Genomic DNA, 14,859 nt, shown 5'->3' on the forward strand with positions numbered 1-14,859 from the left:
AGTGTGACCGCACCATCATCACCAGGCGTTCCTGGGACGCGAGGTACTTGGTGTCGCGCTGAGCCGGGTCCGGAAGCTGGAGTCTCACCACGCCCGCAGTGTCCCAGACATCAAGAGTGGCCGGGTAGCCATTACAGAGCGGTATCGGTTACGAACTGGGACACCCCGTTACCGATGGACTGCAGCCAGTCGAAGACGCGGTCGATGATACTGGCCGCGCTGTTGGGCGCGGTCACCACGAAGAAGATGAGGAACGCGATCGCCCCATATCTAATGATCTTGTCCACGGCGGGCCTCCGGGCCGATTCGGGGAAGGGTGCGCACAAAGTATCGCCGCTGAGCTCGACGGAGGTCGCGGAATCGCGCCGATACTCTCAAGCTCGTGGTCAGTGAGTGGTATGACACCTTGGACGCGGCCCGTCGGGTCGTGGAACGCCCGAAGGCCACACCGGCCCAGCGCCGTCCCTTCGCCCGGGACCGAGCCCGGGTGCTGCACTCCAGCGCGCTGCGCAGGCTGGCGGGAAAAACCCAGGTCGTGGGCCCGCTCGACGACGACTTCCCGCGTACCCGGCTGACCCACTCCCTGGAGACCGCCCAGGTGGGCCGGGAGCTCGCCGAGGAGCTGGGAGCGGACCCCGACCTGGTCGAGGCGGCGTGCCTCGCACATGATCTGGGTCATCCCCCTTTCGGGCATAACGGCGAGCTGGCGCTTGACGAGGCCGCAGCCGCCTGCGGTGGCTTCGAGGGCAACGCCCAGAGCCTGCGCGAGCTGACCAGGCTCGAAGTCAAGATCGTCGACCGTGGCGGTCGCAGCGCGGGCCTGAACCTTACCCGGGCGACCCTGGACGCAGCGACGAAGTACCCGTGGCCGCGCCGCCCTGGGCCCCGGGCGGACAGCGCGAAGTTCGGCGCCTACGCCGACGACCTGTCCGTGCTCCGCTGGGTCCGGGAGGGCGCACCGGCCGGCCGGCGCTGTATCGAGACGCAGATCATGGACTGGGCGGACGACGTGGCCTATTCGGTGCACGACCTCGAGGACGGGGTCGTCGCCGGACACATCGATCTAGCCGCCCTCGACGATTCCGGCCGCCGGGCGGAGCTCGCCGCCGCGACCGCCGTCCGCTACCCGGGGCCGTCCGCCGAGGCGGTGGCGGCCGCCCTGGGCACCCTGCGGTGCCAGCCCTGGTGGGTCCGCTCCGAGATCACCTCGGCCCGGGGCCAGGCCGCCCTGCGGGCGATGACCAGCGAGCTCATCGCCCGGTTCGCGCACAGCGCGGTCCGTGCCACCCGGGTGTGCCATCCCGACGGTCCGCTGCGGCGCTATGGCGCGGATCTGGTGGTGGATCCGGACACCGTGGCCGAGTGCACGGCGCTCAAGGGGGTCACCGCCTGGTATGTGATGGAGCGGCCGGGTGCCCGCGCCCGGCAGTCCCGGCAGCGGGAGGTGGTCGCGGAGCTCGTGGCGATGCTCTCCCGGGGCGCGCCGGACGTGCTCGAGCCGTCGTTGCGCGCGGCCTACCGCATGGCCGCCGACGATGCGGCACGGCTACGGGTCGTCATCGACCAGGTGGCGCGTCTGACCGACGCCAGCGCCGAGCGGCGGCATGCGCTGCTGTGTGGACGACCGGCGCCGTGGGTCCTGTGAGCCACGAGTCCGGTGTGCGGGGGGTCCGGTGCGTGCCGGATCCGTGTGTGGTGGGTCCGGTGGGCGTCCGCCGCTGGCCCGATGGCCCAACGGTGTTTCGGGTGTTCCCCCGTTCGGGGGGACACCCGCTCCCTCGGATGGGGGAGTGAGCCGGTGCGCGGCCCGCGGCCCGACGTCGCAGCTCGGCACGCACGTCACGGCCACCGTCCCCAACATTCACGTGGCATGATCGGTACTGTCGTGCTTACGACACGTACCATCGCAGCGGTAGGACCGATGTGAGGGCGCCGCGTCACTCGTCGACAGGGCGGGTGGGCCGGCGGGTGGTGTTCCTAGCATCGATCCGGCGGGAATGGACGTGGCAAACATATTGACGGGCGCTCTGCCCCGGGCGAGCTACCTCTCGTTCGGGTACCCGCAGAGTCTCAACGCGGACTTGGGAGGGACGGGTGGGGGGACGAATCCGTGACGCCGACGTCGCCCTGGTCCGGGATCGCTCGCCGATTGCGGACGTCGTGGCCGAGCATGTACAGCTGCGTCCGGCGGGGCGTAACGAGCTCGTCGGGCTGTGCCCGTTCCATGACGAGAAGTCACCCTCCTTCTACGTCAATGCGGCAACCGGCCTGTTCCACTGTTTCGGATGCCAGCAGGGTGGCGACGTCTACTCCTTCGTGCGGGAGATCGACGGGCTGACCTTCCGGGAGGCGGCGGAACGCCTGGCGCGTCGGGCCGGGGTGACGCTGGCCTACGAGGGCGGTGGAACCACCGGCCGTACGGTGTCCAGCCAGCGGCAGCGGCTGCTGGAGGCGCACCGGGTGGCCGCCGAGTTTTACGCCGAGCAGCTAGGGTCGCAGGCCTCCGCGCGCGCCGGCTGGGACTTCCTCGCCGCGCGGGGATTCGATCTTACCGCGGCGGCGCGCTTCGAGGTCGGCTACGCCCCGACCGGCTGGGACACCCTCACCCGGCATCTGCTCGCCCGGCGCTTCACCGGCGAGGAGCTGGTGCTCGGGGGGCTGGCCAAACAGGGCGCCCGCGGGGGCCTGATCGACCGTTTCCATCATCGGCTGATGTGGCCGATCAAGGATCTCGCCGGTGAGGTGGTCGGCTTCGGTGGGCGACGCCTCGCCGAGGAGGACGCCTCGAACGCCGGGCCGAAGTACCTCAACACGCCGGACACGCCGTTGTTCAAGAAGGCGAACCTGCTCTACGGCGCCGACCTCGCCCGCCGTGACATCGCCCGGCGGTACCAGGTCGTGGTGGTCGAAGGTTATACCGACGTCATGGCCTGCCATCTCGCCGGGGTCACCACGGCCGTGGCGACCTGTGGCACCGCCTTCGGCTCCGAGCACGTCGCGGTGGTCCGCCGGCTGCTCATGGACTCCGACGAGCGTCGCGGTGAGGTGATTTTCACGTTCGACGGCGACGCGGCCGGGCAGAAGGCGGCGCTACGCGCCTTCGAGCACGAGGAGCGTTTCGCCACCCAGACCTTCGTGGCGGTGGAATCCTCCGGCCGCGACCCCTGCGAGCTGTGGATGAGCGGTGGCGACGGCGCCGTGCGGGATCTGGTGGCCAGCCGGGTGCCGCTGGTCGAGTTCGCAATCTGCGGGGTGCTCGACCGCTACGACCTCAACACCACCGAGGGCCGGCTCGCCGCCTTGGACGCCGCCGCGCCGCTGGTCAACCGGCTCAAGGACGCCGCGTTGCGGCACCGGTACGCGGTGAACCTGGACCGCTGGCTGGGTTTTCTCGACGAGCGGTTCGTGGTGGGCCGGGTGGCCGAGCACCGGTCGCGGCAGGGGGGCGAGCGGGCTGGCGCCCGTTCCGCGCCGATGCGCCGGCACGGGGCGGGGGCCGATGACGCGGCGGTCATCGTGGAGCGTGAGGCGCTCAAGCTGGCCGTTCAGTATCCCGGGCTTGCGGGCCCGATGTTCGACACGCTGGCTTCGGAGATGTTCGCTGTTCCCGCGCACCGTGCCGTCCATGACCTCATCGCCGAGGCCGGTGGGGTGTGCGCGGGGCTGGCGAGGTCCGGTGAGGTCACCACCTGGGTGACCGAGCTGACCGCGGCGGCTCCGGAGGAGGAGCTGCGACGCTTCGTTACTGCCCTCGCAGTGGAGAGGGTGCTGTGCGACCACGATGTGGATGATCGTTATGTCGACGAACAGATGTCGCGGGTACAGGAGTTGCATGTGACCCGTCGGATCACGGACCTGAAGTCGCGTGTGCAGCGGCTCAACGGGGTGACCGACGCCGAGGCCCTCCGCCGTGCATTCGGCGAGCTGATTGCTTTGGAGCAGCACAAGCATCAACTCCGGGAGCGGGGCGTAGGTGCCGCGTAACCTGGGTCGATCCCGAGAAGGAAGTGACGAGATTCCGCCCATGAGTCCTACCGTCCTACCCCGCGAAGCCCAGGTGGACGAGGTCAAGGACCTCATCACCCGGGGCAAGGAGATCGGGTTCCTCACCACCGAGGATGTCACGGTCGCCATCCAGGCCGCGGAGCTGCCCCCGGAGCAGGCCGAGACGGTGCTGCAGGTGCTGAACGACGAGGGCATCGAGGTACTCGAGGCGGGAGGTGAGAGCCCCGACGAGGCGGATCTGCTGGCCCGCCGTCGCCGCGAGGAGGAGGAGCTCGCCCTCAAGGCGCCGACTTCCGACCCGGTGCGCATGTACCTCAAGGAGATCGGCAAGGTCCCCCTGCTCACCGCCGAGGAGGAGGTCGATCTCGCCAAGCGGATCGAGGCGGGGCTGTTCGCCTCCGAGAAGCTGGCGGTGGCCACCAAGAAAACTTCCCCGCAGATGCGGCGGGACCTCGAGGCCATCGAACGCGACGGGCAGATCGCCAAGCGCAAGCTGGTTGAGGCGAACCTGCGTCTCGTCGTCTCGATCGCCAAGCGGTACGTCGGGCGCGGCATGCTGTTCCTGGACCTCATCCAGGAGGGCAACCTCGGCCTGATCCGGGCGGTCGAGAAGTTCGACTACACCAAGGGCTACAAGTTCTCGACCTATGCCACCTGGTGGATCCGGCAGGCGATCACGCGGGCCATCGCCGACCAGGCACGCACCATCCGTATCCCGGTGCACATGGTCGAGACCATCAACAAGCTGATCCGCATCCAGCGGCAGCTCCTGCAGGACCTCGGCCGGGAGCCGAGTCCGGAGGAGATCGCCAAGGAGATGGATCTCACTCCGGACAAGGTGCGTGAGATCCTCAAGGTCTCACAGGAGCCGGTGTCGCTGGAGACCCCCATCGGTGAGGAGGAGGACTCCCACCTCGGGGACTTCATCGAGGACTGCGACGCCGTCGTCCCGGTAGACGCGGCTAGCTTCATCCTGCTTCAGGAGCAGCTCGACTCGGTCCTGCACACCCTGTCCGACCGGGAGAAGAAGGTCATCCAGCTGCGCTTCGGGCTCACTGACGGGCACCCGCGTACGTTGGAGGAGGTCGGGCGCGAGTTTGGGGTCACCCGGGAGCGCATCCGCCAGATCGAGTCGAAGACGCTGTCCAAGCTTCGGCACCCCTCCCGGTCGCAGAAGCTGCGCGACTACCTGGAGTAGGAGCGGCCGGCAACCATTTCCGGCTGTTGACTGCCGATAGTGTTATGGTTACCTCTGGTCGATGTTTGATATTCGTATCGGGTTCGGTATCGGGGTTTACTGACCTGTGTGTCGCGTCGCGTGAGGATCAGTCCGATCCGTTCGATGCATTTTTCATGATCAGGCGGGTTCCTCGATGACCGTCCGGATCATTCAGGCCCGGGATGGACGCTCTCGTCGTGATCCGGATCCGGGAGTCACGCCGATCCGGTGGGAGTATTGACCCGTGTCGCCCCCCGCCGGGTTCCGGCACCCGTGGGCTGGACCGGGATGTCCCGGCCCTCGCTGCTCGGTAGCCGTCCGGTCAGGGCGGTGAAAACCGTGCGGAGGTAGTCGTCGGGCCGGGTGGCGGCCTCGGCCCACTCCGCGGCGCGCCGGCCGACGCGGGCCAGTCGCGCTCGGTCGGCGAGCATGCCGTGCAGGACGTCCGCCAGCGCCTGCGCCGACTCGTCCATCGGCGTCTGCCCGGTCACGCCGTCCTGGTAGGCGTCGTGGCTACCGCCTGAGGCGGGTCCGATCACCGCGCACCCGGCGAGCTGCGCCTCGAGCAGCACGATGCCGTAACCCTCGCCGCTGATCCGTGGCCCGCGCGAGCGGGTGCGGGTGCACAGCGCGAACAGGTCGGCGGTGGCGTAGAGACGTGCCAACGCGTCGTCGGCCGGGGACTCGTGCAGCTCGGTGTCGGGGTGCGCGGACACCAGCTCGTGCAGGGCCCCGGGTGCCGGGCCCTGCCCGGCGAACACCAGCCGGACCGGGCCGAGAGTGGCCCGGACGGACTCCACGGCCTCCAGCAGGACCCCCGCACCCTTGCCCACCCAGTCACTGAGCCGGAACACGCTCAGCATGGTCGGTACCGGGGACAACGGCCGGCGGCGGCTCGCCTCGGCCAGCAGGGTCGCCCGCCACGTCGGTGAGATGCCCGGCCGGAGGATGGGCGCCAGCCCCAGCGTCGACAGCGCGCCGGCGCTGTAGGAACTGATCGTGACCGGGCGCAGGAGCGGGTCGGCGCGCAGGATCGCGCGGTCGGTGCGGCGCATGCCCCAGATGTCGGTGCCGTAGAGCAGCACTGGGCCGAGGCGGGCCCGGGACAGTCGGACGGCTGCCGCCGCGACGGGGATGAGGTTGGCGTGCCCGGCGACCACACTGTCGGCCTGGCCGAAGCGGCGCGCCGCAGCGAGCGCGCGCGACGCGAAGCGCGCCCTGATCGCCGGGGTCAGCTCGACGCCTGGCTCCAGCATGTCGACCCGCAGGAGATCGGCCCCACCGGCCCGCAGTGTCTCCTCGACCGTCGAAAGATAACGCTCGATCCCACCACCGAGGCCGCGGGAACTGCTCAGCAGCAGAACCCGGGCAGGTCGATCGGTGAGGGAGGCGGTCGGGGCGGTGGATCGGCGCGAGATCTGCACGGAGAGTGATTTTAATATTTCTCCAGGTGCTAGTCCTGTGTTGTGGAGCGTGTCATAGTAACGTTTCGAGTTCTCTTGACTGCCTGTAGCTTCTCCGATGATGGCGACAAGGGGTCGTGTATGGAAGCCGATCTGCGGTACCGCAACGGTGGTAACCCGCCTCTCCTCGATCTGATCGACATACCGGCGGGTAAGGCGCTGGACTGTGGGTGCGGAGCCGGGGACAACGCGCGGCTGCTGAGGGCCCGGGGCTGGCGGGTGACGGGGGTGACGATTGATCCGTCCGAGCGGGCCGCCGCCGCGGCCGAGTGCGACCACGTCGAACTTGCTGATCTGAGCGCCGGGCTGCCCTTCGTCCCCGACGGGAGTCACCAGCTCGTGCTGCTTTCCCACATCCTCGAGCACCTGGCGGATCCGGTGCCGTTGCTCGTCGAGGCCCGGCGGGCGCTGGCACCCGGCGGCCGGGTCCTGGTAGCGCTGCCGAACGTGCTGCACTACCGGCAGCGCGCGCTGTTCCTGCGGGGTCGGTTCGAGTACACCGAGACCGGTCTCATGGACGCTACCCACCTGCGATTTTACACCGTCGACTCGGCACGGCGGCTGTTGGAGGACAACGGACTGCGCATCGTCGCCACCGCCACCACCGGTGGTCTGCCGTGGTGGCGCACCCGTGAGCTGCTCCCCGGGGACCTGGTGCGGCGGTGGGATCGCCGCGTGCTGGACCGGTGGCCGAACATGTTCGCCTGGCAGGCGCTGTTCCTCGCGGCGCCACAGGCGACGCGCCGGACCGGCGCCCCCGGCGTTGCCGTGATGCGGCAACGGTCCGCGCCTGGTGGCCGGCCCGGCTACGGCCAGCTTGTCCAGTGAGCGGCGCGCGGCTCGTCGTCACGTGCCTCTCCCGGCGGGGGAAGCATCGAGAGACCGTCCAGCAGGCCGTGGAGGACGAGGGCCGAGGTTCGGGTACCGTGCCCGAGGAGCATGTCCAGGGCGACGGCGCGGGGTAGCACGACGACCGCCGTCGCCAGGGCGATCAAGGCGGCCCGGGCCCGCCATCCGCGGACCCGGGCGAACCAGAGCCGGTTGCGCACCCCGTAATAGGCGTCGCCACGCCGGGGGACGGTCGTGCTCCCGATGTGCCGTGCACGGTGCGGACTGACCACGACGCTCCATCCGGCTTCCCGGACGCGGTAACAGAAGTCGACATCCTCGAACCCGAGGTAGTAACGGCCGTCCAGGGGGATCCGCCGCAGGCAGTCCGCCTTGACGAACATGATCGTGCCTGCGACCCAGTCGGCCTCCAGGGGTCGGTCGCCGGGGGGGCGCCGGGCCTTCGGTGCCGCCAGGACCGGGCTCAGCCGCGCCGGGCCCGAGCGCCGACCGTCGTCGTCGACCAGGGTGGGAGCGACCACGCCGATATTCGTCCCGGCCAGCAGCTCCAGGCAGGCGCGCAGCGCCGGGTCCGGGATCCTGACGTGGTTGCCGATCAGGAGATAGGCCTGCGCGGCGGGGTAGCCGTGGCTGGCGAGCCGGAAGCCTCCGCCGAGACCGAGGTCGCGGGGCGGCAGGATCCAGGCGACCGAGGCCGGCAGGTGGTCGGGTCGGTCCGACCGGTCGTTCGCGACCACCGCCACTTGGGCGATGACGGGGCTGCCGTCGAGCCACCTCGCAAGCTCCACGGTCGGCCGGTGTGGACCCCAGTGGACGATCACCGCCACGGTCTTAATCGGACCCCCTGCGTCGCTCGGGTAGAGCATCCGGTCCGGCGGGCGACGAGCCTCCACGGCTCGGAATGAGTACCGAGGGTAACAGGAATGCCTCTGCATGTAACGGTGAGTGAGATGCGGGATGCTGGCGTGACCCGCCGACGATACTGCGTGCTCCATGATTCGGTGTGCTCCACGATTCGGTCCAAATCATTCACCGGCCATGGTGGGAGGCGCCCCCGCCAGCGTCCTGCGCCGGGGTCCGGACATATGACGGGGACCGCCATGCCCGGTGAGCTGGAGAATGTCGTGGTTTCCGGATATCGGACCGCATATGGAGCACTGTTTAGTCGTCTCGATGAGTTGAAGGTTGGGGATCCCCTCCCCGTCGAGGTGCGAGACCGTTACTACACGTATCGCGCCGCCGAATCTGAGATGGTAGCCCCGACTCGGTTCGACGTCGCCTGTCCGGTGTCCGGGGAACTTGGTGAGGTGCCGGGCAAGGAGCTGATTACTGTAGGCTCTCCGCCCCTGACGGGGGATTTCCCGGAATGGACACGGTGTGGTCCCGGGTGGCAACGGTTTGGATTTCGCCGGTGCCCTTCATGGTGATTAGTATCCCCGGCGGTTGGCCAACGACGGTGTCGGCGGCCACGGGCCGAGCCGATGCCGGTGGAAAGTCGGGCATCGGATACCCTGCGAACTGGCGCACGTTACGCTCGGATAGCGCGGGGATAAACCAGACGCGTGATGCCGGCGGTGGTGGCGCCGTGGGCGGCCATCCTCGACCGGCTGCGGCGGCTTGCTCAAGGACGCAGCTCGCTCAAGGACATTGCGGGATCGGCTTCGGGGGAATTCGATGAATGGGCGGGATCGGATACGGCGTGGCTCGACGATCCGGCACGGCGGTGCGGGCCGCCCGTCGGGTGGCCACCGGTGGTTGCGCCACGAGGTCGGGGCGGGGACGGCTGTCCCCGGGAGCACGCGGACCGGCGATGTCGGTCCGCGTGCTCGTCCAAGTCATGGATGCGTTGCGGGTGGAGCGACGATGGTCCGGTCAGTGCTGTTCCAGTCAATGCTGCCCCGGTCGATGCTGGTCCGGCCGCTCTCGGGGGTCGCCGCCCTGATGGGGGGTGCGCTCGGTCTGTTTCTGGGACTGCTCTGTCTCATCGGCGGATGGGGCGGGCCCGTGCCGTCGCCGGTCGCGTTGTCGTGCGTGGTGCTCGCGGCCGCGGCGTTGTCGATCGCGGTGGCGATCCTCGCCGCGGCGGTCCGGCCGGGTCCGAACGGTCTGGCCGATGCGAACGGTCTGGCCGGTCCAGCCGGTCCAGCCGGCCCGGACATCCGGTCGTGGGATCCCCGGGGAGGCGTTGGCCGTGCGTGGCCGTGGCGCGGCGTGGTGGACGAGCTGACCGGGCTGCCGGGCCGACGGTACTTCCTCGACGTCGCCAGCCGTTGTCTCGCGGGCGGTGAGCACCGGGCGCGCGGCGCAACGTCCGTGTCGGTGCTGCTCATCGATCTCGATCGGATGCGCGATGTCAACGGGGCGCTCGGGCATGAGTATGGGGACCGCCTGCTCGCCACGGTGGGTCGCCGGCTGCGCGGGGCGCTGCCCGGATCGGATCTGCTCGCCCGGGTGGACGGCAACGCGTTCGCTGTGCTGTTGCGCGGCGCTGACGTGGCCCGGGCCGAACAGGTCGCTCGGCGGTTGCGGGAGGTGCTGGAACTGCCCGTTCCGCTCGCGGGAACTCCGGTGCGGCCCGAGGCGAGCGTGGGGATCGCCCATGCCCCCGAGCACGGCCGTAGCGCGCTGGAGCTCTTTCGTCATGCAGAGGAGGCGATGTACCTGGCGAAGGGGGGCCGTCACGGGCAGACCGTCTACGCCCGCGATCATCCACCGATCAACCGGGCCCGCCTGCTGCTGCGGGCCGAGGTGCGTCATGCGCTGGACTCCGGCCAGATCGAACTGAGTTACCAGCCCAAGGCGGATCTGCGCAGTGGTCGGATCAGCGGTGTGGAAGCCCTCGTCCGCTGGCGTCATCCGGTCGACGGCGTGCGGCCGCCCGACGCCTTCTTGGCGGAGATCGAACGCGCCGGGTTGATGCCGAAGCTCACCGTGCAGGTCCTTGACCAGGCCCTGGCCGACTGCGCGCGCTGGCACGGCCGGGGTGCCCCGCTCGCGGTATCGGTGAACGTCCCCGCGTCGGTCATCGTCGACTGCGCCTTCGTCGGCGTGGTGCGGGCCGCGCTCGCCCGGCACCGGCTCCCGCCCTCGGCGCTCGTCATCGAGGTCACCGAGGACTCCCTCATCGTGGCGCGGGAGCTGGCACAGGGAACCCTGGCGGGGCTGCGCCGGTTCGGTGTGCGGGTCAGCCTGGACGACTACGGCACCGGGTTCTGTTCGCTGTCGTACCTGCGCGAACTGCCGGCCGACGAGGTGAAGCTGGACCGGACCTTCCTGCGTGACCTCGACCGCGATCCGGCCGCGGCCGAGATCGTGCGGTCCACGGTCTCCCTGGCGCATGCGCTGCGGTTACGGATTGTCGCCGAGGGGGTCGAAACGCAGCGTTCCTGGGCCTCTCTCGCCGCCTGGCAGTGTGACGAGGTCCAGGGATACTTCGTGTCACGTCCGATGGCCGGGGAACGAGTCGTCGGCTGGTTGCGGGAATGGGGTAGCCGGCTTGCCGTCCATCCCGGGACCGCGCCGCGCGCCGTGGCGGGACCGGTCGACACCTGCGCGGCACAGTCCCCGGTCTCCCCGATCGTGGCACCGGCGGTCGAGGCCGTCGTGGCCACGCGTCCGTCGGCGGCGGGACCGGCAGCCCGGCGGGCGGTCGGGCGCCGGGCTGCCGGCCGACCTTGCGGCCTCCTGATGGCGGTCGACGGCGTGGCGGTCGCACCGGGCCCGTGATGGCGGTCCGATTCGGGGGTCCGGGCGCCGCCGGCACCAGGACCGTGACGTCCCTGATCCCGGGGATCAGGGTTCGGGCCCATCCCCGCCGGCTGCGGCGTCCAGCCGTAGCGTGAGCGCGGCGACGGCGGCGATCTGCCCTGCGTCCTCGCCCGGGGCGCCGGCCACGATGCCCTCGCAGATGTCGCGGTACATGGCCGGGTAGCTGTCGAGCCGGTTGACTCGCCGCCGCAGGATGCGGGACCCGGCCTCCGCGGTGTACTGCGAACCGTCGACGATGGTGGCCGTCACACCGTTCGCGCGCAGCTGGGACTGTTCCCGCAGACCGTGCCGGCTGCCCCCGGCACTGGTCAGCACGAGCGAGAGGACCGCGTCGTTCTCCAGCTCGACGTACACCGTGAAGGTGTCCGTGCGGGAGCGGGCCACCGTGCTCCGGCGGACCGGCGCGAAGTCGTTGAGCCAGAGGAAGTGGTCGATCCAGTGGCAGCCGTTACTGACCAGCCGGGTGCGTGAGGACGGCCAGCGGTACCAGTGCCGGCGGGGAAGCGGTTCCTCGTACACCACGGCACTGTAGATCAGCGGCTCGTTGCCGTCGGCTAGGCGCAGGTCGGAGCGCAGCCAGGCGTTCATCGGGCTGTGGCGTCGCTGGAAGCAGGCGAACAGGCGCCCGCCGGCGTGAAGGAGTTTCACCAGCCGGTCGAGATCGTCCTCTGTGGTGACAACGGGCTTCTCGACGACGGCCACTGAGCCGAGCCGCAGCGCCTCCCGGGCCAGCGGCGCGTGCGTGTGGTGGTAGCCCGCGATGAGGACGACGTCGGCCCGCTCCCCGTCCCGGAGCAGCGCCGCGGTGTCCCAGGAACATCGGTCCGGTCGCCGGGCGCCCAGCTGGACGGGGTCGATCTCATGCACACCGACGAGGTCGAGGTGATCACGGACGTGCGGGACGATTTGTGTCTTGGCATAGTGTCCCAACCCGAACAGGACAGCGGTGGGTCGTCCGGACGCGGGCGGCGGGCCATGGCGCGGGGTGCTCTCCGTGATCGGACTGATCCCGGCGAGTGGGCGATCCCCGGGTCGGGCCCCGGTCCACTCGGTTGCGAGCCAGGCGACGAGACGGTCGACGGCACCGGGATCCACCGGTGCTCCCGACATCGGAGACCAGCCGATGAGCGTGTCGTCCACGACCGGCAACGCGGTCGCCGGCCGGGCCCGGTAGACGATCGCGGATCGCGGTGGTGGCGGATCGGGGCTGACGAAGCCGAGTGGGTCGGCGGGAGCGGGAGCGCCGGTGGGGCCGGGCGGCCCGACCGGGCGGACGAGGTCCTGATGCAGGACGATGCGTTCCATGCACGCCGGGTGGCAGGGGGCGACGAAAGCGACGGTCGTTCCCGTCCGCGAAGCCGCCCCACCAGCGGGTGGGACGGCTTCGACCAGGGTGCCCAGGCCCACGCCGAAGTAACGCTGGTTGCGGTCGCGTTCCCGCAGCCGGCTGGCCGTTTTGCGGGCGACCGCGCGGATGCCGAACTCGCGGGTGTAGGCGGCGAGGGCCCGGCCGCTGCCCGCCCTGACGAAGAACTGACCGTCCACGGGAAACAGCGTCACCCAGGTGTCCGGGCGGATCCGGCAGTGGCCGGGCAGGGGGGTCTCGTCGAGGAAGCCGGCCAGCCACCGGTTCCCGATCAGGATGTTCATCCCGGTGCCGGGGTCCGGTCGACCGGGACATCCGCGAGGCCTGCCGGGCCTGCGGGGTCCGTAGGCGCGGCCGCCAGTGGCTCGTGACACGCCTCCGCCAGCAGGGCCATCGGCCGTGACAACGTCTCTTCGATCATCCGCGCGCAGTTCTCGAACGCCTCCCGACCGCCGTCGAGGGGGTCGGCCAGGTCGTCGAGGGCGGCCGGTAGCGCGCGGCCGGCGGCCCGGATCCGCCAGGCCGTGGTGGCGAGGTACTCCCCGGCCACCCGTGCCCCGCCCGGGGGGATGTCGGCGGGGCGGACTCCGGAGGTCAACCGTCCGAACTCGCGCAGGGTGAAGGTACGGCGCATGGCCCGCGGCACAAGGCCCACCACCGTCGAGCGGTGTGCGCGGGTCGCGCACAGCACCAGATCGCTGGCCTGGACCAGGTCCGCTGTCAGCAACCTTGCCCGGAAGCCGGACGGGTCGAGCCCTCGCGATGCCAGGATCGCCGCGGCCTGGGGATACATCGCCTCACCTGCCCGGGCGCATACTCCCGCGCTGCTCACCAGAAGATCCCCGGCGGGGCCGGGTGGATGCCATCCCTCGGACGAGGGCTCGTTACCCCCGGTCCCGCCGGATGCCGGCGCGCCGGCCGCGCCGAGGCCGATCCGGTCCAGCGCGGCGCTGAACCGGGCGGCGGCGAGATGCTCGGCCAGGGGCGAGCGGCAGACGTTGCCGGTACACACCATCAGTACCGCCCACGGTCGTTGCCGCACTGCCACTCCTTCCTCCGCCATCCCTTCCTCCTCTCTCCGCCGGGGCCGGCGGACTGCGGACCAGCTCAGCGTGACCGCTAGGGCTCGTTCCGGCGCCAGTAGACGCAGGTCCAGTCGACTTCGATGATCGGCTCGGTCACCCCGTGGGCGGCCCGGTAGTCCTCGACCGCCGCCCGGCAGCCGGGAACGGCTCCATAGTCGTCGACGATGCAGAAGCCGCCGTCGGAGAGCTTCGGGTAAAGCGCCGTCAGCGCGTCGGTGGTGCTCTCGTACATGTCGCCGTCGAGGCGCAGGACCGCGAGGCGCTCGATGGGCGCGGTGGGCAGGGTGTCCCGGAACCAGCCGCGCAGGAAGCGGACCTGATCGTCGAGCAGGCCGTAGCGGCGGAAGTTGTCCCGCACCTGCTCGAGGGACACCGACAGCTCCGCGTACTCGTGGTGGCGGTCGCCGGTGTCGGCGGCGTAGCGCCCCGGATTGGGCGCGGGCAGGCCGGCGAACGAGTCGGCGACCCAGACCGTGCGGTCGGGGACGCCGTAGGCGGCGAGCACCCCGCGCATGAGGATGCACGCGCCGCCCCGCCAGACCCCGGTCTCGATGAGGTCGCCTGGGACGCCGTCGACGATGACTCGTTCGGTGCACTCCTGGAGGTTGCGCATCCGGTGGTCGCCGGTCATCGTGAGCGCCAGCCGCGGCCAGTGCCGGCCGTCGGTCCGGGCGCCCGGTGCGCTCCTCTTGACGATTTCCATTCCCTGGCTGCGGAAGGCTCGTACCAGCATCCTCTTCGCGCCGGTGCGCGGCTCCCACGCACCGCCGTCCCGACCATCCCAGAGAGAGCAGGTCAGCGTCGTGCGAAGCAGATCGAGATACCGCACCGAGGTATCGGAAAGGTCGTGACGGGCGACGGTCGGGTCGTGCGGGGCAACGGTCGGCGTCGTGGTCATCATGGCTCCTGATGAGAGGGGTGAGCGCGGAAAGGGGATGGGGCCGGGGGCCGTCGGGCTCCGTTCGCTATTGGGTGAGGTGCCGTCCAGGGGGGCGCTGCTGGGTGAGGTGGCGTCCGGGGGGGCGCTGCTGAGCGAGGCGCCTGCCGCGCGGGCGAGCAGGCGGGTACTGGCCAGGTGCAGCAACACGGCCGAGGCGGTGTAGG

At 70.4% G+C, this 14,859-nt stretch carries 12 protein-coding genes; 6 read left to right on the top strand and 6 right to left on the bottom strand.

Translation table 11 applies throughout. From position 1 onward, the window contains the following. Positions 1 to 131: 131 nt before the first annotated feature. Positions 132 to 287 (bottom strand): hypothetical protein, encoded by a 156-nt coding sequence (locus ACY45C_RS06150; protein ID WP_462186682.1) that lies wholly within the window; start codon positions 285 to 287, stop codon positions 132 to 134. A 95-nt stretch (positions 288 to 382) separates the two neighbouring features. Between ACY45C_RS06150 and ACY45C_RS06155 the strand changes: the two genes are divergently transcribed. The 3 genes from ACY45C_RS06155 to ACY45C_RS06165 all read left to right on the top strand — a co-directional run bounded on the left by ACY45C_RS06155 (position 383) and on the right by ACY45C_RS06165 (position 5,203). Then, a complete protein-coding gene (locus ACY45C_RS06155; RefSeq protein WP_462186683.1) occupies positions 383 to 1,645 on the top strand; it encodes a deoxyguanosinetriphosphate triphosphohydrolase in 1,263 nt (420 codons plus the stop codon). 449 nt (positions 1,646 to 2,094) lie between these two features. After that, positions 2,095 to 3,984 carry a DNA primase gene (dnaG, locus tag ACY45C_RS06160; RefSeq protein WP_462186684.1) on the top strand — a complete coding sequence of 630 codons (1,890 nt, stop codon included), beginning with the start codon at positions 2,095 to 2,097 and terminating at the stop codon, positions 3,982 to 3,984. A gap of 40 nt (positions 3,985 to 4,024) precedes the next feature. After that, the gene (locus tag ACY45C_RS06165; protein ID WP_035730083.1) at positions 4,025 to 5,203 is read left to right on the top strand and encodes an RNA polymerase sigma factor; all 1,179 of its coding nucleotides are present in this window, start codon (positions 4,025 to 4,027) and stop codon (positions 5,201 to 5,203) included. A 236-nt stretch (positions 5,204 to 5,439) separates the two neighbouring features. On the opposite strand, the gene ACY45C_RS06170 is transcribed toward ACY45C_RS06165, so the two are convergent. Beyond that, complete coding sequence (locus ACY45C_RS06170; protein ID WP_462186685.1) at positions 5,440 to 6,648, bottom strand: glycosyltransferase family 4 protein; 1,209 nt, start codon at positions 6,646 to 6,648, stop codon at positions 5,440 to 5,442. Between the two features lie 120 nt (positions 6,649 to 6,768). On the opposite strand from ACY45C_RS06170, the gene ACY45C_RS06175 reads away from it, so the two are divergent. After that, positions 6,769 to 7,515 (top strand): class I SAM-dependent methyltransferase, encoded by a 747-nt coding sequence (locus tag ACY45C_RS06175; RefSeq protein WP_462186686.1) that lies wholly within the window; start codon positions 6,769 to 6,771, stop codon positions 7,513 to 7,515. Here the strand turns inward: ACY45C_RS06175 and ACY45C_RS06180 are convergent. Next, positions 7,494 to 8,372: a glycosyltransferase family 2 protein gene (locus ACY45C_RS06180; protein WP_462186697.1), complete on the bottom strand. Its 879-nt coding sequence runs from the start codon at positions 8,370 to 8,372 to the stop codon at positions 7,494 to 7,496. The genes ACY45C_RS06175 and ACY45C_RS06180 overlap by 22 nt on opposite strands. Before the next feature lie 264 nt (positions 8,373 to 8,636). Between ACY45C_RS06180 and ACY45C_RS06185 the strand changes: the two genes are divergently transcribed. Further along, complete coding sequence (locus ACY45C_RS06185; protein ID WP_462186687.1) at positions 8,637 to 8,963, top strand: class E sortase; 327 nt, start codon at positions 8,637 to 8,639, stop codon at positions 8,961 to 8,963. Positions 8,964 to 9,411: 448 nt separating this feature from the next. Beyond that, positions 9,412 to 11,262, top strand: a complete 1,851-nt coding sequence (locus ACY45C_RS06190; protein WP_462186688.1) for a putative bifunctional diguanylate cyclase/phosphodiesterase — start codon at positions 9,412 to 9,414, stop codon at positions 11,260 to 11,262. A 66-nt stretch (positions 11,263 to 11,328) separates the two neighbouring features. On the opposite strand, the gene ACY45C_RS06195 is transcribed toward ACY45C_RS06190, so the two are convergent. Genes ACY45C_RS06195 through ACY45C_RS06205 form a run of 3 tightly spaced genes read right to left on the bottom strand, consistent with a single transcriptional unit; the run spans position 11,329 to position 14,653 of the window. Further along, positions 11,329 to 12,954, bottom strand: coding sequence for a Gfo/Idh/MocA family oxidoreductase (locus ACY45C_RS06195; protein ID WP_462186689.1), 1,626 nt, complete (start codon positions 12,952 to 12,954; stop codon positions 11,329 to 11,331). After that, a complete protein-coding gene (locus tag ACY45C_RS06200) occupies positions 12,951 to 13,733 on the bottom strand; it encodes an arsenate reductase/protein-tyrosine-phosphatase family protein (protein ID WP_462186690.1) in 783 nt (260 codons plus the stop codon). The genes ACY45C_RS06195 and ACY45C_RS06200 overlap by 4 nt, the downstream gene beginning before the upstream one ends. Before the next feature lie 56 nt (positions 13,734 to 13,789). Beyond that, on the bottom strand, positions 13,790 to 14,653 hold the full coding sequence (locus ACY45C_RS06205) for a TylF/MycF family methyltransferase (RefSeq protein ID WP_462186698.1): 864 nt from the start codon (positions 14,651 to 14,653) through the stop codon (positions 13,790 to 13,792). Positions 14,654 to 14,859 lie beyond the last annotated feature (206 nt).

Source organism: Frankia sp. CcWB2, assembly GCF_977927585.1.

Bases quoted from the DNA above. Each gene is read 5' to 3' on its own strand.
- ACY45C_RS06165 (WP_035730083.1), top strand. From the start codon at position 4,025: ATGAGTCCTACCGTCCTACCCCGCGAAGCCCAGGTGGACGAGGTCAAG.
- ACY45C_RS06175 (WP_462186686.1), top strand. From the start codon at position 6,769: ATGGAAGCCGATCTGCGGTACCGCAACGGTGGTAACCCGCCTCTCCTC.
- ACY45C_RS06185 (WP_462186687.1), top strand. From the start codon at position 8,637: ATGCCCGGTGAGCTGGAGAATGTCGTGGTTTCCGGATATCGGACCGCA.
- ACY45C_RS06195 (WP_462186689.1), bottom strand. From the start codon at position 12,954: ATGAACATCCTGATCGGGAACCGGTGGCTGGCCGGCTTCCTCGACGAG.
- ACY45C_RS06200 (WP_462186690.1), bottom strand. From the start codon at position 13,733: ATGGCGGAGGAAGGAGTGGCAGTGCGGCAACGACCGTGGGCGGTACTG.
- ACY45C_RS06205 (WP_462186698.1), bottom strand. From the start codon at position 14,653: ATGACCACGACGCCGACCGTTGCCCCGCACGACCCGACCGTCGCCCGT.